Origin of the sequence: Exiguobacterium sp. s11, from assembly GCF_018619015.1 — a bacterium.
Lineage (GTDB): Bacteria > Bacillota > Bacilli > Exiguobacteriales > Exiguobacteriaceae > Exiguobacterium_A > Exiguobacterium_A indicum.
In genome coordinates this window covers 1,016,033-1,041,249 of record NZ_JACSNF010000001.1, presented here as the reverse complement: position 1 = coordinate 1,041,249, position 25,217 = coordinate 1,016,033, and the positions used below count along the sequence as shown (strand labels likewise).

Here is a 25,217-nt window from a genome sequence, read left to right as displayed (position 1 = left end):
ATTAATTACATCTTGCTTGATGAAGATGACAAATACGTCTAAAGGAGATACGATCATGCTAAATTCAGATTTAGATATCCGTTTAGAACCACGCATTCAAGAGTTATATCGACTACACAAGGAGCGTTCAGCCAACATCGACTGGAGCTACCACGAATTCATTCCGTGGGATAAGGCGATGTCGTTCAAACGCGTTCCTTGGGATGAAAGCCAAGTCACGCTTCCGGAAGGTGTCATCGTCGCAATTGAGACGGCATTGCTGACAGAAGTCAACTTACCGTGGTATACGTCGCACTTAGACTATACGTTCAAGAACTCGATGGAAGTCATCAATGATTTCGTCCGGACGTGGACAGCAGAAGAAGATCAGCACTCGAACTTACTCGAGACGTATTTACTCGTCACGCGAAACGTCAATCCAACGCGACTTCATCAATTAAGAAGACGCGTCGTTGAAAACGGCTGGTTCCCGGACTTCACGAACCCGCTAGCAACGATGGCGTATACGTCACTGCAAGAGTTAGCGACACTCGTCTTCTATAACAACGTTGCGAAAATCGCAGGGGCACACGACAAAGACTTAGCAACGCTACTCCGTCGTCTAGCGAAGGACGAAGCACTCCATTATGCGTTCTATCGTGACACGGTCAAAGCACACCTAGAGCTTGACCCGAACTTCATCGTCTTCTTCGAAGACGTCATCATCAACTTCTCGATGCCAGGTGCTGTCATGCCTGACTTCACGGAACGGATGAAGACGATTGCTGTTGATACGAACTATGGACCACTCCAATACTTCGACCAAGTATTAGACGTCGTCGTCAAATTCTGGGGCATCGCTGATTTGGAACCGACAACTGACGAAGCGAAACAATCTCAAGCGAACATCATGAAGTATCATGGACGTTTGAAGCGTATCAAGGAACGTCAAGAACGCCAACTCGAAAAAGCGAAGATTGACGCGTAAGGGGGAATGAAGATGAAGTGTGAAATCTGTGGAACTGAAACGAACAACCAAGTCAGTTACTTGGAACTCGATACATGGGAATTCAACTCATTGAACAAAGAAGCAAAAGATTTTTATCCGATCTGCTTTGATTGCTTCGACAAGCATACAAACCAGTTCATCGATCAGGAGATGGATCTCGAATTACGTAAAAAACGTTCGCAAATGGTCAACAAAGAAGTAGAAGCTGAAATCGAAGCGATTCTTGAGGTTGAGAATTAAGTCGTCTTTACCATACGTGAAGGGAAGCAAAACCGGTAGTGCTTTGGCGCTATCGGTTTTTTATTATCCCTAAAAAAAGCAGTTATCTCTTGCTTCACATGTTTTGTGAAAGAAGAAATAGCTGCTTTTAACATGAAGTCAGTCTTCGATGAATGTAACGAGATAATGATGGGCAGAATGAAGCGGTGCACGGGTCACGAAAAAGTCCGGGAGATCGACATCGATTCCCAATTTGCGCAGTGTATCGGGATCCAAACATTCCTGAATCAAACGTTTGATGTCTTGTAACAGTTCATCGTGCAAGTTTGCTTCCTTCGGAAAGGCACGTTTCGCGTCATCGCGCAACAATAGCACGATAGGTGGTAGACCTCGTAAGAGATCGACCTGAAGGGGCTGCTGATGACGTTCGAAATAATCATTCAGACAACTGACGACCTTCATCGAGTGTTCTTCTTTCATCCGATCCCAACTCTCTGTATGTGACTGTAACTCTCTAGCTATTCCCTAATTGAAGCGAGGATATGCAGGGAAACTGGAAATCAAGCATTACGAGGACGCTGTTCGGGGTAGAACTAGAGGGAAGGGGGAATCGACATGCTATTTCGGTTTTTGTTTTTAGGGCTTGATACGTCGATTGGTGACATCCCGTTGCGCCTCATCTATTTTACGGAACTCATACTATTCATCGGTTTGTATCAAATCACGAGCCGGTTTTCACGTCAGAGTCTGATTTTGGGAACGGCACTCGGAATTGGCGGACTGATTGCCATCTTACCCGGTGCGCTCTATATCATCCGTTATAATCCGGAGGATGCCGTCATCGATGTCACGTTCCTATTGATTTATTTGTTTGAGCCGCTGGCAATCGTTGCGTTCGTTGTTGCTTTAATTCGACGTTTGTATACAGAGAAGAAAAATAAAAAGAATCAAAGCGAAGATATTCATTGATTTTCGTCCAAGACGTCGCTTTCCGCGGGCGGAAGGCAAGCCTCCTCGTCGCGTGTGCTCCTGCGGGGTCTTGCCTATTCCGCTATTCCCGCAGGAGTCTCCGTCTTTTCTGAAAATCAATCGCCTAGTGCTATCTAATCTGACAATCAATACACCGTAAGCTGGCGTGACGCTGTCTTGCGGTGTATTTGCGTATACCTCCAAATACTTTCTTTCAATAGTGTAAGGAAGAGTAACTGGAAGAATATTCTATAATGAAGGAGAAGCGAAATTAGATAGTAGTCGGATTCGTAAGATCCTGGTGATTATAGGAGTGACTTGCATGCATAAAATACTGTTTGGATTGTCCGTCTTAAACAGTGCCTACATTACGAATAACTTTTTTACGTACTCAGATAGTTTTCTCAATGCGCCACTCGGCATCACGACCGTTATTGCTGTGACATTGATGTTTCTAAACGATAGCGTTAAAAAAGATAAACCGTCGTTGTATACGAAAGCGACGGATGGGCTAGGATTCATTAATATTCTGATTGGTCTCTCGCTGATCGTCTTTATTTAAGACATGATTCAGAGTGTTCAAGTGCATGATCATACGGAATGATCGTAAGTCTGACGCCGTGTCAGGCTTCTTTTTTATGGTTCAATCCAAAAACTCGAAAAAAATAAAATATATTTTAAAGAAAAAAGATTGATGTGTAACCGGTTACACAATATGATGATTCTTGTAAGCGTTATCAAAAGAAAGAGGTGGCGAAACATGTCGACCATCCGGGAAGTAGCGAAAGCGGCACATGTCTCCGTCGCGACGGTCTCACGCGTCATGAACGAAAAGGGTTATGTCAGTGAGAAATCGCGTAAGGCGGTGCTTCAGGCAATCAAACAATTGGATTATCGACCAAACCGGGTCGCGCGATCGTTGTTCCAAAAACGGTCCGGACTGATCGGTTTGATTGTTCCCGACATCACGAACCCGTTCTTCCCACAACTCGCACGAGCTGTGGAAGATATGGCACATCAACATGGTTTTCAGGTCATTTTGTGTAACACAGACGAACAGTTTCAGAAAGAACGCGAATATATCAAGTCACTCGAGGCGATGCATGTCGACGGATTAATCATCACGACGAACTACTCGAACAATCCGAACTATGAAGAACTCGAAGTGCCGGTCGTAGCGTTAGACCGTGTGTTACAAGGAGCGATTCCGACGGTGACCTCAAACGGCTACGAAGGCGGGAAGAAGGCAGCATCATTTTTACTTGCATCTGGTGCGACGGAGCTCGCTGTCATCAGCGGTCCTTCGAAACTCCCGACGATCAAGAAACGACGGGATGGCTTCGAAGAGATTGCTGGAACGCATCTCGTTGCAAGCATCGAGTCACCATTCCACTTTCAAGGGGCGCTTGATGCCGCGAACTATCTGTTTGATCACTATCATTGCAACGGGATCTTTGCTGCGAGTGATGTCATCGCCGCAGCAACGGTGCAGGTCGCTGCGGAACGCGGAATTACGATTCCGGACGAGCTCCAAGTGATCGGCTATGACGGCATCGAACTCGGACAAATGATTTCACCACCGTTGACGACGATTGCGCAGCCAATCTATCAAATGGGAGAACTAGCGGCGAAACTCCTGATTCAACGGATTGAAGGCACACCGATTGCCGCCGTCCATCATGAGTTAACGGTTGAGATCATCGAACGGGAAACGACGAAACGGAAGGATGAGGAAGCATGAAACAAATCAGTGTCATCGGCAGTATCTCGATGGATCTCGTCGTCGAAAGTAAACGCCGTCCGGGTGCAGGCGAAACGGTCATCGGGGATGCCTTTCATACCGTACCGGGTGGAAAGGGTGCGAACCAAGCGGTGGCGATCGCGCGTCTCGGCAGTACTGTCGAAATGATCGGTTGCGTCGGTAGTGACGCAAACGGTGAAGCGATCCGCGAAAACTTCAAGACGCAAGGAGTACAGACGACACACTTGCAAACGATTGAAGACGAACGGACGGGAACGGCACATATCACGCTCGCTGAAGGCGATAACTCGATCGTCGTCGTTCAGTCTGCCAATCAACATGTCCAATTTGCGGATGATACACTCGCGCCGATTCTCGCAGACAGTGAAATCATCTTACTACAGCTCGAGATTCCAATCGAAACGGTCGAGACCGTGGCTCGCGAAGCACATGCAGCCGGCATTCCAGTCGTCTTGAATCCAGCACCGGCGATGTCACTCAGTCCGGAATTGATTGAACACGTCACATACTTAACGCCAAACGAACATGAATGTGGTTTGATCTTCGGACAAGACCAGCCGATCGAACATTGGTTGATGGAATACCCGAATAAACTGATCGTGACGGAAGGTAGTCGCGGCGCACGCTTCTACGATGGAGAGTCGATCGTGACGATTCCGGCAATCGAGACGACCGTCGTCGATACGACAGGAGCAGGGGATACGTTCAACGGTGCCTTAGCCGTTGCGTTAACGGAAGGACAACCGCTCGTTGAGGCAATTCGTTTCGCGAACCGGGCAGCCGGCTTATCCATCCGTGCACTCGGCGCTCAAGGCGGCATGCCGACACGGGAACAGATGGAGGGAGACGCATGAAGAAGCACGGTATCTTAAACAGTCATATCAGCAAAGTCCTGACTGATCTCGGTCATACCGATACGATCGTCATCGCCGATTGCGGCTTACCGATTCCAGATGGGGTCGCACGGATCGATTTAGCACTGAAACTCGGCACACCATCATTTCTCGACGTCGTCCGTGTCGTTGCCGATGACATGGCGATTGAACAATTGACACTGGCGACAGAGATCAAAGAAGCGAATCCTGACGTCCTCGAGCAACTAGAAGCCATGCAGATCGAGACTACATTCGTCTCACATGAAGAGTTCAAAAAACAGACACAGCAGGCGAAGGTCATCATCCGGACCGGAGAAGCGACACCGTACGCAAATGTCATCTTCCATTCCGGCGTAATCTTTTAAGGGGGTCATGCGATGCGTATCGAGATGACAGGTATCAAAAAAGCATTCGGTCCTGTTCCCGTCCTGAAAGGTGTCGATTTCGAACTCGCTGCGGGTGAGATTCATGCCTTGATGGGAGAGAACGGTGCCGGGAAATCGACGCTGATGAAGATTTTGACCGGTGTCCATAAAGCAGACGCAGGCACGATCCGCGTTGATGGACAGGACGTCGAATATAAGAATCCGAAACTTGCCGAAGAGGCGGGGATTGCCTTCATCCACCAGGAGCTGAACATCCTCCCGGATTTAACGGTGACGGAGAACCTGTTCCTCGGACGGGAGTTGAAGTCACGCTTCGGGATTCTCAAGCAAGGAGAGATGAAGCGGCAGGCGGAACGTGAACTCGCTGAATTAAATGTATTCATGGACGTTGATCAACTCGCTCGGACGTTATCGGTCGGTCAGCAACAGATGATTGAGATCGCAAAAGCTTTGATGACGAACGCGAAGGTCATCATCATGGATGAACCGACAGCCGCCCTGACAGAGCGGGAAATTCGTGCCTTGTTCAGCGTCGCAACGGCACTTCGCAATCAAGGTGTCTCGATCGTTTATATCTCGCACCGGATGGAGGAAATCTTCGAGCTTTGTGACCGGATCACCGTCTTACGGGACGGAATCTCCGTCTCGACGCACGCGATTCCCGAGACATCGTTCGAACAAATCGTCCGGGAGATGGTCGGTCGTGAGATGGGTGAACGGTATCCGGACCGTGATGTGTCGATCGGCGCGACCGTTCTCGAAGTCAAACAGGCGAGCGGGAAACGCTTCAACGATGTCTCATTCTCCGTCAAGGCAGGCGAAATCATCGGCTTCTCTGGTTTGATGGGCGCCGGGCGGACGGAAGTCATGCGTGGATTGTTCGGTGTCGATCGCCTGAAAGAAGGGACGATCGAACTGAACGGACAGTCGCTGAAAATTAAGACACCGTACGACGCGATCCGCCAGGGCATCGGCTTTTTGACCGAGGACCGCAAAGGCGAAGGCTTGTTCCTCGACTTTTCACTGCGTGAGAACATCTCACTGCCGACGATTCGTTCGTTATCTCGCTCCGGTGTCATCAAGGATCAGGCAGAACGCGATTTCGCGGAAGGATACTTGAAGTCACTCTCGGTCCGCCACAGCTCGATGGACCAGCCGGCGAAGTCACTGTCCGGTGGGAACCAACAGAAGGTCGTCCTCGCGAAGTGGCTCGGGACAAAACCGAAAGTCTTGATCCTCGACGAACCGACACGTGGTGTCGACGTCGGGGCGAAGAAAGAGATTTATCTCATCATGAACGAACTCGCTGCGGCGGGTGTCGCGATCATCATGGTCAGCTCGGATCTCCCGGAGATTCTCGGAATGAGCGACCGGGTCTACGTCATGCGCGAAGGCAAGATGAGTGGCATGTTGACACGACAGGAAGCGACGCAAGAAAGCATCATGACACTTGCGACAGGAGGACAATGATATGGAATTGATGCAAGGCAAGGTAACGGAAGCAAAACCGAGACGTCTTGGGATCGGACAAAAGCTTGGACCACTCGCAGGATTGTTCGCGATCGTCCTCGTCGTCTCGATCATGGAACCGGACTTTTTAACATTGAATAATTTATTTAACATCTTACGGCAAGTCTCGATCAATGCCTTGATTGCCTTCGGGATGACGTTCGTCATTCTGACGGGTGGGATTGATTTATCGGTCGGCTCGATTCTCGCCCTCTCGTCCGCCTTCGTCGCGGGTCTGATGACGGACGGAACGTCAGCGTTGATCGCTGTTCTGGCTGGTCTGATCGTCGGAGCCGTCATGGGTGCCTTGAACGGGATGGTCATCTCGCTCGGGAAGGTCGCACCGTTCATCGCGACACTTGCGACGATGACAATCTTCCGCGGCTTGACGCTCGTCTATACGGACGGGAAACCAATCACTGGTCTAAGTCAGGGAGGTTGGTTCGAACTGTTCGGACGCGGTTACTTCTGGATCTTCCCAGTACCGGTTTTGACGATGTTGATCGCCTTCGCGGTTCTCTACTTCATCTTGAAGAAGACGACGTTCGGTCGCTATACGTATGCGATCGGTGGGAACGAAGAAGCAGCGAAGTTGATGGGGATTCAAGTCAATAAAGTCAAAATCATGATCTACTCACTCTCAGGTTTGATGGCAGCACTCGCCGGCATCATCCTGACGTCCCGTCTGAACTCGGCGCAGCCGACAGCGGGGACATCGTACGAACTCGACGCCATCGCAGCGGTCGTCCTTGGTGGGACGAGCCTGTCAGGTGGTCGTGGCTGGATTGTCGGTACCTTGATCGGTGCCTTGATCATCGGAACACTGAACAACGGTCTCAACTTGCTTGGTGTCTCCTCGTTCTTCCAACTCGTCGTCAAAGGTTTAGTCATTTTGTTCGCGGTACTCGCGGACCGGAAACAAGCAGCGTAACCCATATTCCAAAAGGAGGATCTACAGATGAAAAAACTACTTGCAGTCGTCGTGATGGCATTAATGGTCTTCGCAGCCGCCTGTTCGACGGAACAGCCGGGCAGCAGCAACGGTGATACGAAAAAGAAAACGAAGGACTTCAAGATTGGTCTTTCGATTTCAACCCTCAACAATCCATTCTTCGTCTCGTTAAAAGAAGGGGCAGAACAAGAAGCCAAAGCACAAGGCGCAACACTTCAAGTCGCGGATGCACAAGATGATGCGGCAAAACAAGCAAGCGACATCGAAGACATGGTTCAAAAGAAAGTCGATCTCATCTTGATCAACCCAACGGATTCAGCAGCAGTCGGTGCAGCCGTCCAAACAGCAAACGATGCGAACATCCCTGTCATCACGGTTGACCGGAACGCAGAAGCTGGCGACGTCGTTGCACACATTGCGTCGGATAACGTCGCGGGTGGAAAACAAGCAGGTGAGTACATGATCGAACTCGTCGGCGATAAAGCAAAAGTCGTGGAACTCGAAGGGATTCCAGGAGCATCCGCAACTCGTGACCGTGGTAAAGGGTTCCATGAAGCAGTCGACGGTAAACTTGACGTCGTCGCAAAACAAGCAGCGAACTTCGACCGGGCAAAAGGTTTGTCGGTCATGGAGAACATCCTTCAGAACAACAAAGACATCAAAGCCGTCTTCGCGCACAATGACGAGATGGCACTCGGTGCGGTTGAAGCGTTAAAAGCAGCTGGTCTGAATGATGTTAAAGTCATCGGCTTCGATGCAACGGATGATGCGGTCAAAGCCGTCAAAGACGGAAAAATGGCAGGAACGATCGCTCAAAAACCGACCGAAATCGGGAAAATGGGTGTCGAGACAGCAATCAAGCACTTAAAAGGTGAAACAGTCGAGAAGAACATCCCAGTCGATCTCGAATTGATTAAACAATAAGTATTTAAGACACCTGAGTCGACGATTCAGGTGTCTCTTTTCGTCAGGTGGAGCAGGCAGGAAAAAGTTCCTAAATCTATTCCTTGTTCCCGTACTTGTTTTTCTCTATAATGAAAGAAGCGTATATTACTGAAGGAGGATCATCGATGATCATTCATAACGTGGCTCTTGTCGGCCTCATCGTCGTTTCCGTTCTTCTCATCATCGTCGTTCTATTGATGTCGGGTCGTACGACCGGACTCGGAGCATTGACGGGTGGAGCAGAACAATTATTTGGTCGCCAAAAAGCTCGTGGCTTGGATGCGGTCCTAAATCGTGTGGCGTCTATCTTAGGAGCATTACTCTTCATCTTGGCGTTACTCGTCGCTTTTTATAAGTGAGCATTGAAACGACAGCCGTATGATCGCGCTGTCGTTTTTTGTATTTCTCGATATTCAATTTTTCCGGATATGGGGTATAGAGTTAGAGGGGGAATCATTTTATGAAAATCACTTTACCGAAACCATTCTTTTTCGAAGCCGGCCCACGTGCCGTTTTACTATTACACGGATTCACGGGATCGAGCGCGGATGTCCGCATCCTCGGTCGCTACTTGCAAAAGCAGGGCTATACGTCCCTCGCACCACAATATAAAGGGCACGCTGCCCCACCCGAAGAGCTGACGAAGACCGGGCCAGCCGACTGGTGGCAGGATGTCCTTGCCGGATATCAGGAACTCGTCGACAAAGGTTATGACGAAATCGCCGTTTGCGGATTGTCGCTCGGTGGCGTCATGTCGCTGAAGTTATCGATGAACCGTCCGGTCAAAGCGGTCATCCCGATGTGTGCACCCGCCTACATTAAAAGTGAAGAAGTCATGTATGCAGGAGTCACCGAGTACGCACGAGAATTCAAGAAGCGAGAAGGCAAATCACAAGAAGAGATCGACCACGAGATGGCGTCCTTCGAACCGATGCCGACCTTGAAGGACTTACAGGAACTGCTGCGCGAGACACGCGATTCGCTTGAGGACGTCTACGCACCGACGCTCGTCGTCCAAGCGCGCAACGATCACATGATCAACACCGACTCCGCGAACATCATCCATGATGGAGTCAGTGCCTTCCAAAAAGAGCTGATCTGGTATGAGAACTCAGGTCACGTCATTACGCTCGACAAAGAAAAAGACCAGCTCCACTCTGACATCTTGGACTTCCTGGAGTCATTGAACTGGAGCAAGTAACTGGAGGTGTCACGTTGGAATTACGTGAACGAATACTAACGGTCATCACGACGGAAGAACGTCCGTTGTCGATTGATCAATTAACGAAAAAACTAGAACTAGCGGATACGGAAGCATTCAAGGAATTGATCCGGACGCTGAACGCGATGGAAGACGAAGCATTGATCGCCCGGACACGCTCGAATAAGTACGGAACGCTCGCGCAGATCGGTCAAGTCGCAGGGAAGATTTCCGTCCACCAACGCGGGTTCGGTTTCGTCTCACCGGAAGACGGCTCAGAAGGCGATATTTTCTTGCCGGCACCGGAACTGAAGAACGTCTATAACGGCGACCGTGTTCTCGTCAAAGTGTTTGCCGAGTCAAACGGTGGCGACCGTCGTGAAGGGAAACTGCTCAAGATTCTCTCACGCGGACCAGCTGATTTCGTCGGAACGTTCGTCAGTCCAAAAGGACGAATTGAATCGATTGCCTACATCGAACCGGATGATACGAAGCTGACGTTCTTACCGGTCGTTGCGAACGATGATACACTTGGTGCCGTCGATGGTCATAAAGTCCTCGCCCGGATCACGAAGTATCCCGACGGTCGCTACGCTGGAACGGCGAAAGTCTTAAAAATTATCGGTCACAAGAATGACCCCGGCGTCGACATCTTGTCGATCGTCCATAAGCACGGGATCAACGTCGACTTCTCACCGGAAGCGATCGCTGAGGCAAATGCTGTACCGGATCAAATCGATGAGAAGGATTTAGTCGGACGCGTTGATCTACGGAACGAATTGACGGTCACGATTGACGGGGCAGACGCAAAAGACCTCGATGATGCGGTTCACGTCAAGAAGTTAGCGAACGGCAACTTCGAGCTTGGTGTCCACATCGCCGACGTCTCGCATTACGTCAAAGAAGATTCAGCACTCGATGAAGAAGCGCGTGAGCGCGGAACGAGTGTTTATCTCGTTGACCGCGTCATCCCGATGATTCCGCACCGTCTATCGAACGGAATCTGCTCGCTCAACCCGCACGTCGATCGTCTGACGCTCAGCTGTATCATGGAAATCGATGCGAACGGTGCTGTCGTCAACCATGAGATCTTCCAGAGTGTCATTAAGACGACGGAACGGATGACGTACACGGACGTCCGAAAAATCATCGAACGCGAAGACGAAGAAGTGATCGCGAAGTACCAAGATCTCGTCGAGTACTTTGACAAGATGGCGGAACTCGCAGCAATCCTCCGTGAACGTCGCTCACGTCGTGGGGCGATCAATTTCGACTTCCCAGAAGCGAAGGTCCTCGTCAACGAAGAAGGCAAGACGAGCGAGATCATTCTTCGGGAACGGTCGGTCGCCGAGAAGCTGATTGAAGAGTTCATGCTTGCAGCGAACGAAACGGTCGCCGAGCACATCCAGCGTCAAAAACTGCCGTTCATGTACCGGATCCACGATGAGCCAAAAGCTGAACGTCTCGATACGTTCTTCAAGTTCATCGGTAACTTCGGGATCAACGTCGAACGCAAGGGTGAGTCGGTCGCACCGAAGACATTGCAATCGATCCTCAATGCTGTTGAAGGTGAGCCGGAAGAAGCGGTCGTCAGTACGGTCATGCTCCGTTCGCTCCAACAAGCGAAATACGACATCGAACCGATCGGTCACTTCGGTCTGTCGACGGACTACTACACGCACTTCACGTCACCGATTCGTCGTTACCCAGACTTAATGGTTCACCGTCTGTTGCGTGAATATGTCATCTACAACGATAAGTCACAGAAGACGCAAGACCGTTACTCGGAAATCTTACCTGAGATCGCTGATCACTCGTCGAAACGCGAGCGTCGTGCGGTTGATGCGGAGCGGGAAACGAACGCGTTGAAGAAAGCCGAGTATATGGAGCAACACATCGGTGAGACGTTTGAAGGCGTCGTCAGTGGTGTCACGAACTTCGGAATGTTCGTCGAATTGCCGAACACGATCGAAGGACTCGTCCACATCCAAGCGATGACGGATGACTTCTACCGCTACGATGAAGCGAACTATCAGTTGATCGGTGAGCGGACGAAGCAACAGTTCCGGATCGGGGATGTCGTCGAGATCAAGGTCACGAACGTCAACATCGATGAACGGACGATTGACTTCAGCGTCGTCGGGATGCCAGAACGGCAACCGAAGAAACGGTTCGAGTCGAAGACGATTCGCTCAAGCGGTGGACGTCCGGGACAAAAACGCGACGACAAGAAGAAGGACGATCGTCGTGGCAAGAAACGGTCGGGTAAGAGCGACCAAAGCAAGGGAAAAGGATTCTCGTTAAAGAATAAGAAAGATAAACCGCCATTCCATAAGGCGGTCTCGAATAAGAAACGGAAGCGCAAATAAGCGCTTCCGCATCGGAAATGTGGTGAACGAACATGCCAAAGGGAACAGATTCGAAAGTCTTAGCGAACAACAAACGGGCCTCGTTCGATTATGCGATCGAGGATACGATTGAAGCCGGTCTCGTCTTGACGGGAACGGAAATTAAGTCGGTCCGTAAAGGGAAAATCAGTATCGGGGACGCGTTCGTCCGGTTCGACGGGGGAGAAGCGATTCTTTGGAACTCGAACATCGCCCACTTCGAACAAGGAAACCGGTACAACCATGAACAGCTCCGTCCGCGGAAACTATTGCTGCACAAGAAACAGATTGCGAACTTGATCGGAGCGGTCTCACGGGATGGTTATACGATTGTTCCGCTCAAAGTCTACATTAAGAATGGGTACGCAAAATGCTTGATTGGACTCGGACGCGGGAAGAAGAAGTTCGATAAACGCGATGACCTGAAGAAGAAGGATGCGAAGCGTGATATCGAGCGGGCACTACGCGATAAGCAAAAGTATTGAACCCGTAACACTTTTCTGCTAGAATATTAGTATTCGGAAAGCCCCAATTTATTATCTTGGGGACGTTACGGATTCGACGGGGGTAGTTCGGTCTTCTGTGGCGTGTCGAGGGGTCGGCCTCGTTAAAACGCACCAGCCATAACTGGCAAAACTAACACACAACTCGCAGCAGCGTAATAGCAACTGCGGATCCTAGCAGCTGTCGCCTGGTCGGCTGATTTCTAGGGTCTCACTTTAAACAGGCTACGCTTGGACCCTTCCGTCTGGAGGGAAAGAGAAGAGATGGAATCAGACTGGTCGGACGGACGCCTGTCAATTGGCAGCCTGACGACGAGATCCCAATAAATTGACTACACACGTAGAAGCTTAAGTATACGATGCCTTCGGACGTGGGTTCGACTCCCACCGTCTCCATACGACGAAATCAGTGGATTTCAAAAAAAGTACTTGAATCTCATTAAATGGGTTCAAGTACTTTTTAGTATAAAAAACTATTTATAAATATTAGAAATAAAATAAAAAATTAATAAGGAGAACAAAATATGGAATTTGGTCAAACAATTAAAATGTTTTTAATTGATGGTAATTCTGATGGCAGATTAACGTGTGAGTTGTCAAATTGGACTGGTCTCGCTTATAGAATTCCACGTACTGAAGTTAAAAAATGTAGTGATCGCCCTAATTTAAATTCAACTGGAATTTATATGTTGTTCGGTCGAAACGAAGAAGATGAAGAAGCAGTTTATATTGGTGAGGCTGAAGAAGTGTATAATCGTCTTCAAGATCATTTACGTGAAAAAGATTTTTGGAATGAAGTGATTGTGTTTATTAGTAAAGATGAGAACTTGAATAAAGCACATATTAAATATTTAGAGAACAAATTGTATCATAAAGCAAAAAAAGCAAACCGTTATAAAGTCGTAAACGGTAATATTCCCCCGATGCCTTCTATCTCTGAAGCAGATCGTGCTGAAATGAATACTTTTGGTAAGAATGTTGAAATGTTGGTAAATATGTTAGGACATAAATTATTCTCAGAAGTTCAAAAGAATATCGATACTGAGAATGAGAACGTTCTATACTTAAAAGGCACAAGAGGTGCCGACAGTATGGGGGCTCAAACATCAGAAGGGTTCGTTGTTTTTAAAAACTCTAAAATTGCGTCAGAAGTTGTCAATTCATTCTCGGAACGATTGAAAGTTAAAAGAAAAGAATTAATTGACTCTAATAAAGTTCAAATAATTGATGGAGAATACATAGTAATCGAAGACTTATTGTTTTCAAGTCCTTCGTTAGCAGCTGATATTGTGACGGGCAGAAGTGCCAACGGATTAGTCGAATGGAAAAATAAACATGGAGTTATTTTAAAGAATTTATCTTAATTTTTACTTTCTATAATGTTGGAATAGAGTAAAAATAGGCTGTAATATTGTAAAAAAAGGAGCTGACACCTATGATAAGACGCGCCACGTTGATGGACGGAAAAGCCTTATCGGACTTAATGCGACGCATTGATCGGGAAACGAAATATATGTTGTATGAACCGGAGGAACGTGTCCTGTCAACGGAACAGGCCGAGGCGTTCATCGAGAAGTTTGGTCAGGCTGCGAACTCGGATATCTTCGTCGTGGACGTCGACGAGCAACTCGTCGGGTATGTGCTCGTCGTTGGTGGTGAACCGAGTCGAATCCGACACCGCGCGAATCTTGTCATCGGCTTGCTTGATGCCTATACGGGTCGTGGTCTTGGTGCGGGTCTACTTGAGGCAGTCGATGCGTTTGCCATTGAAGCAGGGCTCATCCGACTCGAGTTGACGGTTCGCAAGGATAACTTGCGGGCAATCGAGCTCTATCATAAGTTTGGCTTTAACATCGAAGGGACACGGATTGCGTCGCTCTTCATCGATGGGGAATACGTTGATGAACTGGCGATGTCGAAAATCTATACGACCGAAGAATCCTAAAAAAGATGCTCCGTGGACTTATCTCTGAAAAGAGACGAGACCATGAGCATCTTTTTTTATGGTGATATCTTTTGTTGTTCGAAGTCGATCTCCAGAACATTTTTCGCATAATCCTTACCCCAGTCGTACATCGCATCTAAAATCGGCATTAAGCTATGACCGTGCGGTGTTAACGAGTATTCGACCTTCGGTGGTACGACCGGGTAGACTTCCCGGTGAATGATGTGGTGGTCTTCGAGTTCCCGCAGTTGATTGACGAGCATCCGTTGTGTGATCCCGGGCATCAGACTTTTTAGTTCCCCGAAGCGTTTTGTCCCTTCCTTGCCTAAGTGCCAAAGAATAAGCATCTTCCATTTGCCCCCGATGATCGAGAGGGTCAATTCCTTCTCACAGTTAAACTGACGGTCTTCAAAATGTGGCATCGTTCCACCTCCTGTTCCAGTATAGTCTTTCTTCCGATCGACAGTATACTTTTCTGCACTATGTATGAAAAACCTCACTATGTAAATTAAAAGTGCGTACTTCTCAAGAATGCTCCTGCGGATTATATTTAGTCGTGTTCCTTCATGAACGTTTGAAGGAAGTGTCAGGTACGACAATATAGAGAAGAATGGGAGAGATTCAGAATGAAATTACAACTCGCGATTGATTTAGTCGATACAGCAGGTGCGATTGCTTTAGTCAAAGAAATCGGGGAAGACAATTTAGATATCGTTGAGATCGGCACACCGGTCGTCATCAACGAAGGACTCCGCGCCGTCAAAGAAATGAAAGCCGCATTCCCGAACTTAACGGTCCTCGCTGACTTGAAGATCATGGATGCTGCCGGCTACGAAGTCAGCCAAGCTGTCGCACATGGTGCCGACATCGTGACGATCCTTGGGGCAGCGGAAGACATGTCAATCAAAGGGGCAGTCGAAGAAGCGAAAAAATCGGGCAAACAGATTCTCGTTGATATGATTGCTGTCAAAGATATCGCAACTCGGGCGAAAGAACTTGATGCGTTAGGTGTCGATTACATCTGTGTCCACACAGGTTACGATCTGCAAGCAGTCGGTCAAAACTCATTCGAGGATCTCGCAACAATCAAGTCGGTTGTGACAAACGCAAAAACAGCTGTTGCGGGTGGCATCAAGATGGAGACGTTACCGGAAGTCATCGCTGCACGTCCTGATTTGATCATCGTCGGTGGCGGCATCACAGGGCAAGACGATAAACAAGAGACAGCGTCAACGATGCACCGGATGCTGCAAGAGGCGTAAATGACACATATTCAAACGATTATCGAAGAGCTGACTTCTACAGTTGAAGCAATCGATGCGACGGAGACAAAAGAACTGGCAGACGCTGTCTTGCAAGCGAACCGAATCTTTCTCGCAGGAGCCGGTCGCTCCGGCTTGATGGGGAAAGCGTTCGTTATGCGGTTGATGCACATGGGACTTGATGCTTATGTCGTCGGTGAGACGGTCACAGCGAACTTGCGTGAGGGTGACGTGTTAATCGTTGGATCCGGATCGGGTGAGACGAAAACGTTGATTCCAATCGTTGAGAAAGCACAGCAACTCGGTGGAACGGTTGCCGTTGTCACGATCAGTCCGACGTCAACGTTAGCACGATTAGCCGACTTAGTCGTCCAACTGCCCGGAGTTCCAAAAGAACATACGGCATCAGCAGATGAGACGGTTCAACCGATGGGCTCGTTATTCGAACAGACGATGTTGTTGTTCTATGATGGCTTGATTCTGCAGATCATGGAAGACAAACAGCTCGATTCGCAAACGATGTACGGGAAACATGCCAACTTAGAATAGATAAACCAGAAGACCGGTAGACGTATGCGATACGTTTACCGGTCTTTTTTGACTTGATTTTTAATAAAACATTTCCTGTTTGTGCGAATTTATTCGGATACTAGCAGGTATCGACCTGCCATACTAAAAGAAGTAAAGGTATGGTAAGGGGGAGGAAAAATGCGTTTTACGAAGTCGATGACAACTATTGTATTGATCAGTAGTTGCGTCTTATCGGGGTGTACAATGGAGACGAAAGAACATGCTGTAAAACCATCTGCAGAAGTTGCATCAGTGAAACCAACTAAAGGACAAAATGAAGTCGAAGAAATTTTAATTAAAGAGCCCTCCGTCGATGCAGATACACCAGGCAAAGCGAGCGTCGAGCAAATACAGCTGACCTATAAAAACGGACAAACCGCCGTACCGACTAATGATGATATCTTGTCGGAAGCGATTCTTGGTCAAAAAGCGATTGTCACGCTGCAGTCTCCGGAAGGACCACATCATTACATCGTTTTGTTTTATGAACAGTCTGATCGCTGGATATTAACTGGTGTTCTTCCTGCGACAGGACCTGTTACAACGGAACGCTCGGAATCACGTGGCTTGAAGCTCCCATTTTCGACATTTACAACGAACGAAATGAGTTGGAGTGATGCGGAAGACGCGCCAATCACATGGACGTTTGCTGGAAAAGAATCAATCCTTACGGTTTCGAAGCTCCCGCAGCAACCGATGGACAGCAAACCGTCGGAGGTCGTGACATTGGCGAATGGAATAGAAGCTTACGTCCATGAGACGAAACGAGAAGCTAGCTTGTTTTATCAAGACGGCGAACAGACGGTTTTGTTAGCCGGTAACGTATCAGTTGATCGCCTTAAAATACTTGCGGCATCATTGCCACCTGTCACGTCAGGATCGTTTCCGTATGGGGGAACAGAATAAAAAAAATCGCGCGTTTCACACAACTCCCGTCAGAGTAAGTGAAGCGCGCGATCTTTTATCTATTTACGTTCTTACCATTTAAAATCAAAATCAGCACCGACATCTTTTGCGAGGTGGGCATCTGATCCATAGACGAGTGGAATCGATAACGACTGCGTGACTTGCAGGAGTTCCGGGTAAGGATAGGAAAGACCACATAACGGCTTCCGGAGTCCTGCTGTGTTGACGTCGAGTGTGAAGTTCGCCTGACGGATCTTCCGTAACGTGTCGTCGAGGTTCGTTGGGTTCGACTCAAGCGGATAGGCTTGGATGAATTTCGTCGGTAATGTTAAGTGACCGAGGCGCTTCGGCTGGTGTGCACCGAGGTCCGTCATGACGAGGGCTTGGATGCCTTCATAATAGCGTTCGTGGACCGCCGTGACGCTTCCGAGTTTCGTGACGATCTCACCGAAGCTTTCCTTGCTGAAGTCGACGCCATAATACTGATCATCAATGTATAAGTAATGCAGTGAGAGAATGCCGTCGGTCAAGACGTCAGCGTAGCGGGCGATGATGTCACGTGTCCCGTCGACATGCCCTTCCCAGTAGTCGAACTCCATCCCGATCCGGATGTCGATCTGATTCTTGTATGTCTCGCGGAGTTGCGTTAATTCCTTCAGGTAGGCATCGGCTGTCGCGAACGACATTCCGGAATCATTATCTGGCGCAGGATCCGTCACACCTTCAGGTAAAGGGGCATGTTCCGTGAAGCTGATTCGTTCTAAGCCTTGCTCTAAGGCACGCTCGATGTAGGCTTCGAGTGGATCCTTCGTACCGTGTGGACAATATGGACTGTGGACGTGACCGTCCCATTTCAATAATTGCATGAGTAACCCTCCGATTTTTTTAGAATTGACAAGCAAAGCGATTGACAATGTGCCCGAAACGCGGTATCTTATCGTTAAATAATTTAGCGTGGTACAGTGATAATAAGATAAAGGAGTGGGAGTATGCAATCATTTTCTACGATTCGACTCAAGGATGGAGCGACAGATTACGTTGGTGCCTCGGCAACGCGGCTCCAACAGGTCATTCGTCAGCTCGAAGATGGACTCGAACAATCTAACTATACCCGATTAATCACCCCCTTAATTGAGGAAATCGGTGGACGGGAACAGATTCGGATGGATTTTACGACTAGTGTCGCGCGTGCACTCAGCGAACGGGGTCGCGAACAATATAAACGTGTCTTCTACAGTGGCTCCGTCTTTCAACCGGAAGAGAAGTTCCAGGTCGGATTCGAGGAACGGGGACAAATCGCAGAAGTCGAAGCAATTCAACTTGCGGTCCGACTCGTCGAGGAACTGACAGGAAAAGAAGTCACACTCTCAATTGGTGATGCTGGTCTAATCGAGCATTTGATCGAGACGCGCGTCGGAGATCACCACTTACGCGACCAAGTGACGCAGATGCTCCGTTTACGTAACGTCATCGAACTGAAGCGGATCGCGGGTCAACTGGATGATGCCTTACTTGCGAAACTACCTTTATTATTCGGACGCGAAGGAGCAGAGACGATCTTACCGTACGTTGACGAAACACGACTCAATGCCGTGCTTGATCTCGCGGAAGCCGTCAATGCCGATCTCGACTTCGGTCAAATGGGCTTACAGACGTACTATGACGGGATCACGATTCACGGTTTCATCGAAGGTGTGACGGAACCCGTCCTCGTCGGTGGACGCTATGACCGGCTTTATGAACAATTCGGACAAGAACAACAGGCGTTCGGCATCGGATTCTCGGTCGAACGGTTGGCGGAGGTGCTCTAAATGCGAATCGGAATTACGAAAGGACGGCTGTCGAAAGCGACAGAACGTTACCTAAAAGAAGCTGGCGTCGAGACATGGGGAGCCATTGAACGCGAACTGATCGTCAAACGGGGCGAGCACGAATTCGTCTTCATGAAAGGATCGGATTTGATTCCGTACGTTGCTCAAGGCGTCCTTGACGTCGCGATCACGGGGAGCGACATCTTACTCGAATCGGATCAAGAGCTATCGGAACTGGCGGAATTACCATTCGGTGTCTGCCGGATGTCCGTCTGTGCAAAGGAACCGCTGCAATTCGAAGGCGGACGCCGCGTCCGGATCGCGACGAAGTATCCGGTCATCGCAAAACGCTACTTCAGCGAACTCGGTGTCGACGTCGATATCGTACCGTTAAACGGTTCGGTCGAACTAGCACCGTTACTCGGACTTGCTGATGCAATCGTCGATATCGTCGAGACAGGTGAGACGTTACGGGCGAACGGACTAAACGAATATGAAAAAATCATCGATATCAGCGCTCGATTCTTTACGAGCGAATGGACGTTAAAACGGAAGCGGGTGGAAGTCATCCGCTTGCTCGAGCAATTGACAGAAGGAGTGACACGATCATGACACCGACAAAACCTTTCAGCATCGATCGCGACACGGAGCTCGCGGTCCGCGCGATTCTCGAACGCGTCGCAACAGACGGTGACGCTGCTGTCCGCGATTATACGAACCAATTCGATCAGGTCGATCTTGAAGATTTCCGCCTTAGTGAGACACGAATCACACAAGCCTTCGAACAGGCAGACGCCAACTTGATTGACTCGTTGAAGTTGATGGCGACACGGCTCGTCGAGTGGCACGAACAAGAACTACCGTCTGACATCGAACTCGTCGAAGCAGACGTGACACGACGCCAACGGTTCGTTCCTGTTGATTCGGTCGGGATCTACGTACCGGGTGGTGCAGCCAGTTATCCGTCGACCGTCTTGATGAACGCGATTCCAGCAAAAGTTGCTGGTGTCGAACGCGTCGTCATGGTGACACCGATGACGAACTTAAGTGACGAGGTGCTCGTTGCGGCACGGATCGCTGGTGTGACAGAAATCTATACGATTGGTGGAGCGCAAGCCATTGCCGCTTTGACATTCGGAACAGAAAGCATCCAAGCCGTCGATTTGATCGTCGGACCCGGAAACCGCTTTGTCGCTGAAGCAAAACGCCAAGTCTACGGCATCGTCGGCATCGACTCCGTCGCCGGTCCATCGGAAGTTGTCGTCATCGCTGACGAAACGGCGCACCCGGACCGGATCGCAGCCGACTTACTTGCTCAAGCCGAACACGACCGTGACGCTGTCGCGATCGCCTTCGTGCCGACAGAAGAGATGAAACAAGCGGTGGATGCGGAAATCGAGCGGCGCTTACAGCAATTGCCGCGTCAAGAGATTGCCCGTCGTGCGATGGAAAACGGTGGCGTCTTCGTCGCTCCACTCGAAACAGCAATCGAAGAAGCGAATCGCCTCGCAGCGGAGCACTTGGAACTTGCCGTTGCCAATCCACAAGAGGTCGTCAAATCGATCCGTCACGCCGGGATGATTTTCCTCGGTCACGAGACACCAGAAACGCTCGGTGATTACGTCGCCGGAACGAACCACGTCTTACCAACGTCCGGTACAGCTCGTTTTGCGTCTGGATTATCAGCGCGGACATTCCTGCGTCACCAGACGATGCTCGAAGCCACACGCGCAGGCGTACAACGTCTCGCGAACGCAGCGAAGACCGTTGCCCGGGTCGAAGGACTCGAAGCACACGCACAAGCCATCGAAGTGAGGGAAGACTAATGCGATTACACCAAAACGAACGATTCACGACCCACAGTCCAGTCGGGATCGAAGCGATCCAGGAATTGGTCGCAACGTTCCCTTTAAATGAATATCCTGTCGAAATCATCGATCAAGTCAAGGCATCGTACGCGACGTACGCCGGTGTCCGTCCGACGCAACTCGTCGCCGGAAACGGCTCAGATGAATTGATCGGCTACTTATGTGCCCGCTACGGCGGACCCGGGATGCCAGTCATCGCCTCAGAACCGGATTTCGTCATGTACCAGTTCTACGCTGACCGGGCACGCGCACCGTTTGAACGCGTGCCGTTACTCGACGAGATGGCGCTTGACGTCGACGGATTGATCGCAGCTCCTGGTGAGATCATCTTCTTGAGTCACCCGCACAATCCGTCCGGTGTCCTCCGCAAGGAAGCGGACATCCGTCGTTTGCTCGACAGTGGTAAATACGTCGTCATCGATGAGGCGTATATCGACTTCGCACTCGAACAGTCGATGCTTCATTTACTCGAAGAATATCCGAAAGCGATCATCTTACGGACGCTCTCGAAAGCGTTCGGACTCGCATCGCTCCGACTTGGTTTTGTCATCGCGAGCGAACAAATCATTGAAGAAATCGAACAGATTAAATCACCGTACAACGTCTCTGGTCTATCAGCAGCTGTCGGTATCGCCATCATGGCAGAACCGGAACTCGATCGGGTCTTAGAGGAAACCTATGCGAGCCGTGAAGCAATCGAACGGATTCTTGCCCCAATCGGCAAGACGTATCCCAGTGCAGCGAACTTCGTCTACGTCGAGTATCCAGAAGCCGAACGCTTTACGCAGCGTTGTGCTGACGCCGGATTACGGATCCGCTTGTTTAGCCAAGCATTCCGTGTCAGTTGCGGGTCACCAGAAGCAATGCAAGTATTAGAAACGTGTGTAGAGGAGGAATTACGATGCGGCGTGGCGCAAGCGAACGAGTAAGTGCAGAATCAGACATCAAGGTCGAGGTCGATCTCGCAGGAGGTCCGGTTGAGATTAAGACCGGTGTCGGGTTCTTTGATCATATGTTGACGTTATTCGCCTTCCAGGCTCGAATCGGTCTGAAGGTAACTGCCAAAGGTGATACGTGGATCGATGCCCACCACACGGTCGAAGATACCGCGATCGTTCTCGGGGCAGCGTTGACGGAAGCGCTCGGCGATAAAGCCGGGATTGAACGCTACGGTGAATCCCGTGTGCCGATGGACGAGACACTCGCGTCGGTCGTCCTTGACTTCAGTGGTCGTCCGTTCACGGTCTTCCGTGCTAGTTTCAAGAATCCGAAGCTCGGTGACTTTGATACGGAACTCGCAGAAGAGTTCTTCCAAGGCTTATCGCGCAGTGCCCGGATGACGATTCATGCCGAAGTCTTATATGGTTCGAACACACACCACATGATCGAAGGGTTGTTCAAAGCACTCGGTCGGGCTGTTCGTCAGGCCGTTGCCGTGACGAGCGAAGGGGTACCGTCTACGAAAGGGTTGATTGATCAATGATAGCAATCGTCGATTATGGCGTCGGGAATATCGCAAACATTGAGCGGGTATTAAAACAGTTGGGTGAGGCAGTCATCGTCACGAATGATGCTGAACTACTGGAGCAAGCTGAAGCACTCGTCTTACCCGGTGTCGGTGCCTATGCACCGGCAATGGAGCGCTTGAAGGAAACGGGACTCGTCGACTTCTTAAAAGAACAAGCCGAAAAGAAGCCGTTTCTTGGGATTTGCCTCGGGATGCAACTGCTCTTTGAATCAAGTGACGAAGATGGACTGACGGAAGGTCTCGGGATTTTACCAGGAACAATCGAAAAACTACCGAGCGACGTCCGCTTGCCTCATATGGGATGGCACCAGCTGGCGAACCACGGCGAAGCCGTCTATTTCGTCCACTCGTACGGTGCTGTCTGTGATCCAGAATGGATCGTCGACTCGGTCGAATACGGACGCCTCGTCCCAGCGATCGTTCAAAAAGGACAAGTCACCGGGATGCAGTTCCACCCGGAAAAGAGTGGCGAAGTCGGATTGAAACTACTGAAGGAATGGAGAGAGACGACATGCAACTCTACCCAGCAATCGATTTAATGAGCGGACAGGCGGTACGCCTGAAGCAAGGAGATTTTGACCAACAGACATTCTTCGGCGATGCACTGACGATCGCGAAGCGCTTCAAGGAAGACGGGGCAACAGCGATTCACCTGATCGATCTTGACGGCGCGAAAGCCGGCGAACCGTTACACTTGAACTTGATCGCCGACATCAAAAAGGAGACCGGTTTGTTCGTCGAAGCTGGTGGTGGTGTTCGTAACATCGAGACGGTCGAAGCGTACGTCGGTGCCGGAATCGACCGGATTCTCGTCGGCACGGTTGCCCTTGAAGACGAAGCGTTACTTGAACAGATGATTGCCCTCGCTGGTGATAAACTGGCTGTTGCGTTAGATGCAAAAGAAGGCATCGTTCAAACACGCGGTTGGCTCGAAGCGAGCGGATGGACGCTTGAAGAAGCGATGACACACTTGATCGGTAAAGGGATCAAGACGTTCCTTTATACGGATATTTCGCGAGACGGGATGATGATGGGACCGGACGTTGATGGACTCGACCGGTTGAAGCGGGAAGGGGTCGAATTGATCGCTTCCGGTGGTGTGACGACGGTCGATGACGTCGCGCGTCTCAAAGAAATCGGCATGGACGGAGCCGTCGTCGGTCGGGCGTTGCTCGACGGATCACTCGCCTTAAAAGAGGTGTTACGCGTATGTTGATGAAACGAATCATTCCCTGTCTTGACGTCAAGGAAGGACGTGTCGTCAAAGGGGTAAAATTCCAAAACTTACGTGATCTCGGTGACCCGGTCGCCGTCGCAAAGTATTATTACGAACAAGGGGCAGATGAACTCGTCCTGCTCGATATCTCAGCAACGCAAGAAGGGCGCGAGACGATGCTTGATATCGTCGAACGCGTCGCAGAAGTCATCTATATGCCGTTTACGGTCGGTGGCGGAATCAAGACGATCGAAGACGCGAAACGCTTGATTCGTGCCGGTGCTGACAAAGTCTCACTCAACTCATCAGCGCTTCAAAATCCACAACTGATTCAAGAAGTCAGCCGCCTGTTCGGTGTCCAAGCGACGGTCGTCGCAATCGATGCGAAGCAGACCGGTGACTCATGGGGTGTCTTCTCTCACGGTGGAACACAACCCGTCGGACGTGACGCGATCGAGTGGGCACAGGAAGCTGTCGCCCTCGGTGCCGGCGAGTTACTCGTCACGTCGATGGACGCTGACGGAACAAAAGACGGGTATGATCTCGCCTTGATCCGTCGTCTGCGTGAAGTCGTCAACGTGCCGATTATCGCTTCCGGCGGTGTCGGGACACTCGATCACTTGGCGGAAGGATTGGAAGCAGGCGCTGACGCAGCCTTAGCTGCTTCGATCTTCCATGAAGCGACGTACACGATGCCGGAAACGAAAGCCTACCTCAAAGAACGGGGAGTCGAAGTCCGATGACGACATTGAATTTTTCAAAAGGACTCGTCGCTGCCGTCGTCGTCGACGAACAGACGAACGATGTCTTGATGGTCGGCTTCATGGACCAAGCCGCTTATGATAAGACGCTTGCGACCGGTCTTGTTACCTTCTTCTCGCGGACGAAGAATCGTCTCTGGACAAAAGGGGAGACGAGCGGGAACACACTTGAACTCAAACGGATGTGGATCGATTGTGATCAAGATAGTCTTTTGATCGCAGTCAAAGCGAACGGTCCGACATGCCATACCGGAAATCGCAGTTGTTTCTATACGGAAGTGGAGGTGCCAAATGTTATACGAACTGGAACAGACCGTCAAAGCGAAGATTGAGGCAAAGGAAGCAGAATCCTATACGAATTATTTGATTGCTTCCGGGTACGAGAAGATCGCGAAGAAGTTCGGTGAAGAGGCGTTTGAAGTTGTCCTCGCCGGTAACGATACGTTAGCAGAAGAGACAGCAGACTTGTTGTACCACCTAACGGTCTTGCTCGCTGAGCGCGGTGTCTCATTCAAAGAAGTCGAGGCCGTCCTTAACGAACGTCACGGTACAAAATCGACGTTCAAGGATCGCCCGGATATTGAACAATGGTAAACGACATCCACATCGCCTAGGCGGTGTGGATTTTTGTATAAGCGGGAAAAGACAAACAGA

General features: G+C 49.9%; 30 protein-coding genes, 1 other RNA gene and 1 pseudogene. 29 read left to right on the top strand and 3 right to left on the bottom strand.

Annotation, left to right across the window (positions count from 1 at the left end; translation table 11 throughout):
- The first annotated feature begins 55 nt into the window (after nt 1-55).
- Nucleotides 56-967: an acyl-ACP desaturase gene (locus tag KNQ12_RS05660; RefSeq protein ID WP_035396308.1), complete on the top strand. Its 912-nt coding sequence runs from the start codon at nt 56-58 to the stop codon at nt 965-967.
- 12 nt (nt 968-979) lie between these two features.
- Entirely contained in the window at nt 980-1,228 is a 249-nt protein-coding gene (locus KNQ12_RS05655) for a hypothetical protein (RefSeq protein ID WP_230088506.1), read from the top strand.
- Nucleotides 1,229-1,366: 138 nt separating this feature from the next.
- Here the strand turns inward: KNQ12_RS05655 and KNQ12_RS05650 are convergent, their stop codons facing one another.
- A complete protein-coding gene (locus KNQ12_RS05650; RefSeq protein ID WP_214746692.1) occupies nt 1,367-1,687 on the bottom strand; it encodes a hypothetical protein in 321 nt (106 codons plus the stop codon).
- 135 nt (nt 1,688-1,822) lie between these two features.
- Between KNQ12_RS05650 and KNQ12_RS05645 the strand changes: the two genes are divergently transcribed.
- The 15 genes from KNQ12_RS05645 (at nt 1,823) to KNQ12_RS05575 (ending at nt 14,641) form a co-directional block, all read left to right on the top strand.
- Nucleotides 1,823-2,176, top strand: a complete 354-nt coding sequence (locus KNQ12_RS05645) for a hypothetical protein (RefSeq protein WP_214746689.1) — start codon at nt 1,823-1,825, stop codon at nt 2,174-2,176.
- 322 nt (nt 2,177-2,498) lie between these two features.
- Entirely contained in the window at nt 2,499-2,738 is a 240-nt protein-coding gene (locus KNQ12_RS05640; RefSeq protein WP_195864538.1) for a hypothetical protein, read from the top strand.
- Nucleotides 2,739-2,936: 198 nt separating this feature from the next.
- Entirely contained in the window at nt 2,937-3,917 is a 981-nt protein-coding gene (locus KNQ12_RS05635; RefSeq protein WP_035396314.1) for a LacI family DNA-binding transcriptional regulator, read from the top strand.
- On the top strand, nt 3,914-4,792 hold the full coding sequence (rbsK, locus tag KNQ12_RS05630; protein WP_214746686.1) for a ribokinase: 879 nt from the start codon (nt 3,914-3,916) through the stop codon (nt 4,790-4,792). Before KNQ12_RS05635 ends, rbsK begins: the two co-directional genes overlap by 4 nt.
- Nucleotides 4,789-5,178: a D-ribose pyranase gene (rbsD, locus tag KNQ12_RS05625; RefSeq protein WP_214746683.1), complete on the top strand. Its 390-nt coding sequence runs from the start codon at nt 4,789-4,791 to the stop codon at nt 5,176-5,178. Before rbsK ends, rbsD begins: the two co-directional genes overlap by 4 nt.
- A 12-nt stretch (nt 5,179-5,190) precedes the next feature.
- Nucleotides 5,191-6,669, top strand: coding sequence for a sugar ABC transporter ATP-binding protein (locus tag KNQ12_RS05620; RefSeq protein ID WP_214746679.1), 1,479 nt, complete (start codon nt 5,191-5,193; stop codon nt 6,667-6,669).
- A gap of 1 nt (nt 6,670) precedes the next feature.
- Nucleotides 6,671-7,639, top strand: coding sequence for a ribose ABC transporter permease (rbsC, locus tag KNQ12_RS05615; RefSeq protein ID WP_050678685.1), 969 nt, complete (start codon nt 6,671-6,673; stop codon nt 7,637-7,639).
- Between the two features lie 27 nt (nt 7,640-7,666).
- The gene (gene rbsB, locus KNQ12_RS05610) at nt 7,667-8,584 is read left to right on the top strand and encodes a ribose ABC transporter substrate-binding protein RbsB (RefSeq protein WP_214746676.1); all 918 of its coding nucleotides are present in this window, start codon (nt 7,667-7,669) and stop codon (nt 8,582-8,584) included.
- A gap of 146 nt (nt 8,585-8,730) precedes the next feature.
- Complete coding sequence (gene secG / locus KNQ12_RS05605; RefSeq protein WP_023469201.1) at nt 8,731-8,964, top strand: preprotein translocase subunit SecG; 234 nt, start codon at nt 8,731-8,733, stop codon at nt 8,962-8,964.
- 101 nt (nt 8,965-9,065) lie between these two features.
- The gene (locus tag KNQ12_RS05600) at nt 9,066-9,806 is read left to right on the top strand and encodes an alpha/beta hydrolase (protein WP_023469200.1); all 741 of its coding nucleotides are present in this window, start codon (nt 9,066-9,068) and stop codon (nt 9,804-9,806) included.
- Nucleotides 9,807-9,820: 14 nt separating this feature from the next.
- Entirely contained in the window at nt 9,821-12,175 is a 2,355-nt protein-coding gene (rnr, locus tag KNQ12_RS05595) for a ribonuclease R (RefSeq protein ID WP_023469199.1), read from the top strand.
- A gap of 32 nt (nt 12,176-12,207) precedes the next feature.
- Complete coding sequence (gene smpB, locus KNQ12_RS05590; protein WP_023469198.1) at nt 12,208-12,678, top strand: SsrA-binding protein SmpB; 471 nt, start codon at nt 12,208-12,210, stop codon at nt 12,676-12,678.
- 58 nt (nt 12,679-12,736) lie between these two features.
- Nucleotides 12,737-13,095: a transfer-messenger RNA gene (gene ssrA, locus KNQ12_RS05585) on the top strand.
- Nucleotides 13,096-13,220: 125 nt separating this feature from the next.
- Nucleotides 13,221-14,060, top strand: coding sequence for a GIY-YIG nuclease family protein (locus KNQ12_RS05580; RefSeq protein ID WP_035396329.1), 840 nt, complete (start codon nt 13,221-13,223; stop codon nt 14,058-14,060).
- Between the two features lie 71 nt (nt 14,061-14,131).
- The gene (locus KNQ12_RS05575) at nt 14,132-14,641 is read left to right on the top strand and encodes a GNAT family N-acetyltransferase (RefSeq protein WP_023469196.1); all 510 of its coding nucleotides are present in this window, start codon (nt 14,132-14,134) and stop codon (nt 14,639-14,641) included.
- A gap of 56 nt (nt 14,642-14,697) precedes the next feature.
- Here KNQ12_RS05575 and hxlR read toward each other — a convergent pair whose 3' ends face one another.
- Nucleotides 14,698-15,063 (bottom strand): transcriptional activator HxlR, encoded by a 366-nt coding sequence (gene hxlR, locus KNQ12_RS05570; protein ID WP_029342458.1) that lies wholly within the window; start codon nt 15,061-15,063, stop codon nt 14,698-14,700.
- 204 nt (nt 15,064-15,267) lie between these two features.
- Between hxlR and hxlA the strand changes: the two genes are divergently transcribed.
- The 3 genes from hxlA (at nt 15,268) to KNQ12_RS05555 (ending at nt 17,379) form a co-directional block, all read left to right on the top strand.
- A complete protein-coding gene (gene hxlA, locus KNQ12_RS05565; RefSeq protein ID WP_023469194.1) occupies nt 15,268-15,903 on the top strand; it encodes a 3-hexulose-6-phosphate synthase in 636 nt (211 codons plus the stop codon).
- The gene (gene hxlB / locus KNQ12_RS05560; RefSeq protein ID WP_214746673.1) at nt 15,904-16,452 is read left to right on the top strand and encodes a 6-phospho-3-hexuloisomerase; all 549 of its coding nucleotides are present in this window, start codon (nt 15,904-15,906) and stop codon (nt 16,450-16,452) included.
- Nucleotides 16,453-16,629: 177 nt separating this feature from the next.
- On the top strand, nt 16,630-17,379 hold the full coding sequence (locus KNQ12_RS05555; RefSeq protein WP_214746670.1) for a hypothetical protein: 750 nt from the start codon (nt 16,630-16,632) through the stop codon (nt 17,377-17,379).
- Nucleotides 17,380-17,450: 71 nt separating this feature from the next.
- Here KNQ12_RS05555 and hisJ read toward each other — a convergent pair whose 3' ends face one another.
- Entirely contained in the window at nt 17,451-18,245 is a 795-nt protein-coding gene (hisJ, locus tag KNQ12_RS05550) for a histidinol-phosphatase HisJ (RefSeq protein ID WP_023469191.1), read from the bottom strand.
- Between the two features lie 123 nt (nt 18,246-18,368).
- Here hisJ and KNQ12_RS05545 point away from each other — a divergent pair, with 123 nt between their 5' ends.
- From KNQ12_RS05545 to hisIE, 9 genes and pseudogenes are all read left to right on the top strand, one after another.
- Nucleotides 18,369-19,190 carry an ATP phosphoribosyltransferase regulatory subunit gene (locus tag KNQ12_RS05545; RefSeq protein ID WP_035396343.1) on the top strand — a complete coding sequence of 274 codons (822 nt, stop codon included), beginning with the start codon at nt 18,369-18,371 and terminating at the stop codon, nt 19,188-19,190.
- Nucleotides 19,191-19,802: an ATP phosphoribosyltransferase gene (gene hisG / locus KNQ12_RS05540; RefSeq protein WP_023469189.1), complete on the top strand. Its 612-nt coding sequence runs from the start codon at nt 19,191-19,193 to the stop codon at nt 19,800-19,802. It begins immediately after the preceding gene.
- Nucleotides 19,799-21,016, top strand: coding sequence for a histidinol dehydrogenase (gene hisD / locus KNQ12_RS05535; RefSeq protein ID WP_214746667.1), 1,218 nt, complete (start codon nt 19,799-19,801; stop codon nt 21,014-21,016). The genes hisG and hisD overlap by 4 nt, the downstream gene beginning before the upstream one ends.
- Complete coding sequence (locus KNQ12_RS05530) at nt 21,016-21,987, top strand: pyridoxal phosphate-dependent aminotransferase (RefSeq protein ID WP_058264680.1); 972 nt, start codon at nt 21,016-21,018, stop codon at nt 21,985-21,987. The genes hisD and KNQ12_RS05530 overlap by 1 nt, the downstream gene beginning before the upstream one ends.
- The gene (gene hisB, locus KNQ12_RS05525) at nt 21,960-22,541 is read left to right on the top strand and encodes an imidazoleglycerol-phosphate dehydratase HisB (RefSeq protein ID WP_035396348.1); all 582 of its coding nucleotides are present in this window, start codon (nt 21,960-21,962) and stop codon (nt 22,539-22,541) included. The genes KNQ12_RS05530 and hisB overlap by 28 nt, the downstream gene beginning before the upstream one ends.
- Nucleotides 22,538-23,125, top strand: coding sequence for an imidazole glycerol phosphate synthase subunit HisH (gene hisH, locus KNQ12_RS05520; protein WP_058264681.1), 588 nt, complete (start codon nt 22,538-22,540; stop codon nt 23,123-23,125). The genes hisB and hisH overlap by 4 nt, the downstream gene beginning before the upstream one ends.
- The gene (gene hisA, locus KNQ12_RS05515) at nt 23,098-23,802 is read left to right on the top strand and encodes a 1-(5-phosphoribosyl)-5-[(5-phosphoribosylamino)methylideneamino]imidazole-4-carboxamide isomerase (protein ID WP_029342450.1); all 705 of its coding nucleotides are present in this window, start codon (nt 23,098-23,100) and stop codon (nt 23,800-23,802) included. Before hisH ends, hisA begins: the two co-directional genes overlap by 28 nt.
- Nucleotides 23,796-24,545 (top strand): imidazole glycerol phosphate synthase subunit HisF, encoded by a 750-nt coding sequence (hisF, locus tag KNQ12_RS05510; RefSeq protein WP_023469183.1) that lies wholly within the window; start codon nt 23,796-23,798, stop codon nt 24,543-24,545. The genes hisA and hisF overlap by 7 nt, the downstream gene beginning before the upstream one ends.
- Nucleotides 24,542-25,157, top strand: a pseudogene (gene hisIE, locus KNQ12_RS16960) (bifunctional phosphoribosyl-AMP cyclohydrolase/phosphoribosyl-ATP diphosphatase HisIE). Before hisF ends, hisIE begins: the two are co-directional and overlap by 4 nt.
- Nucleotides 25,158-25,217: the final 60 nt, after the last annotated feature.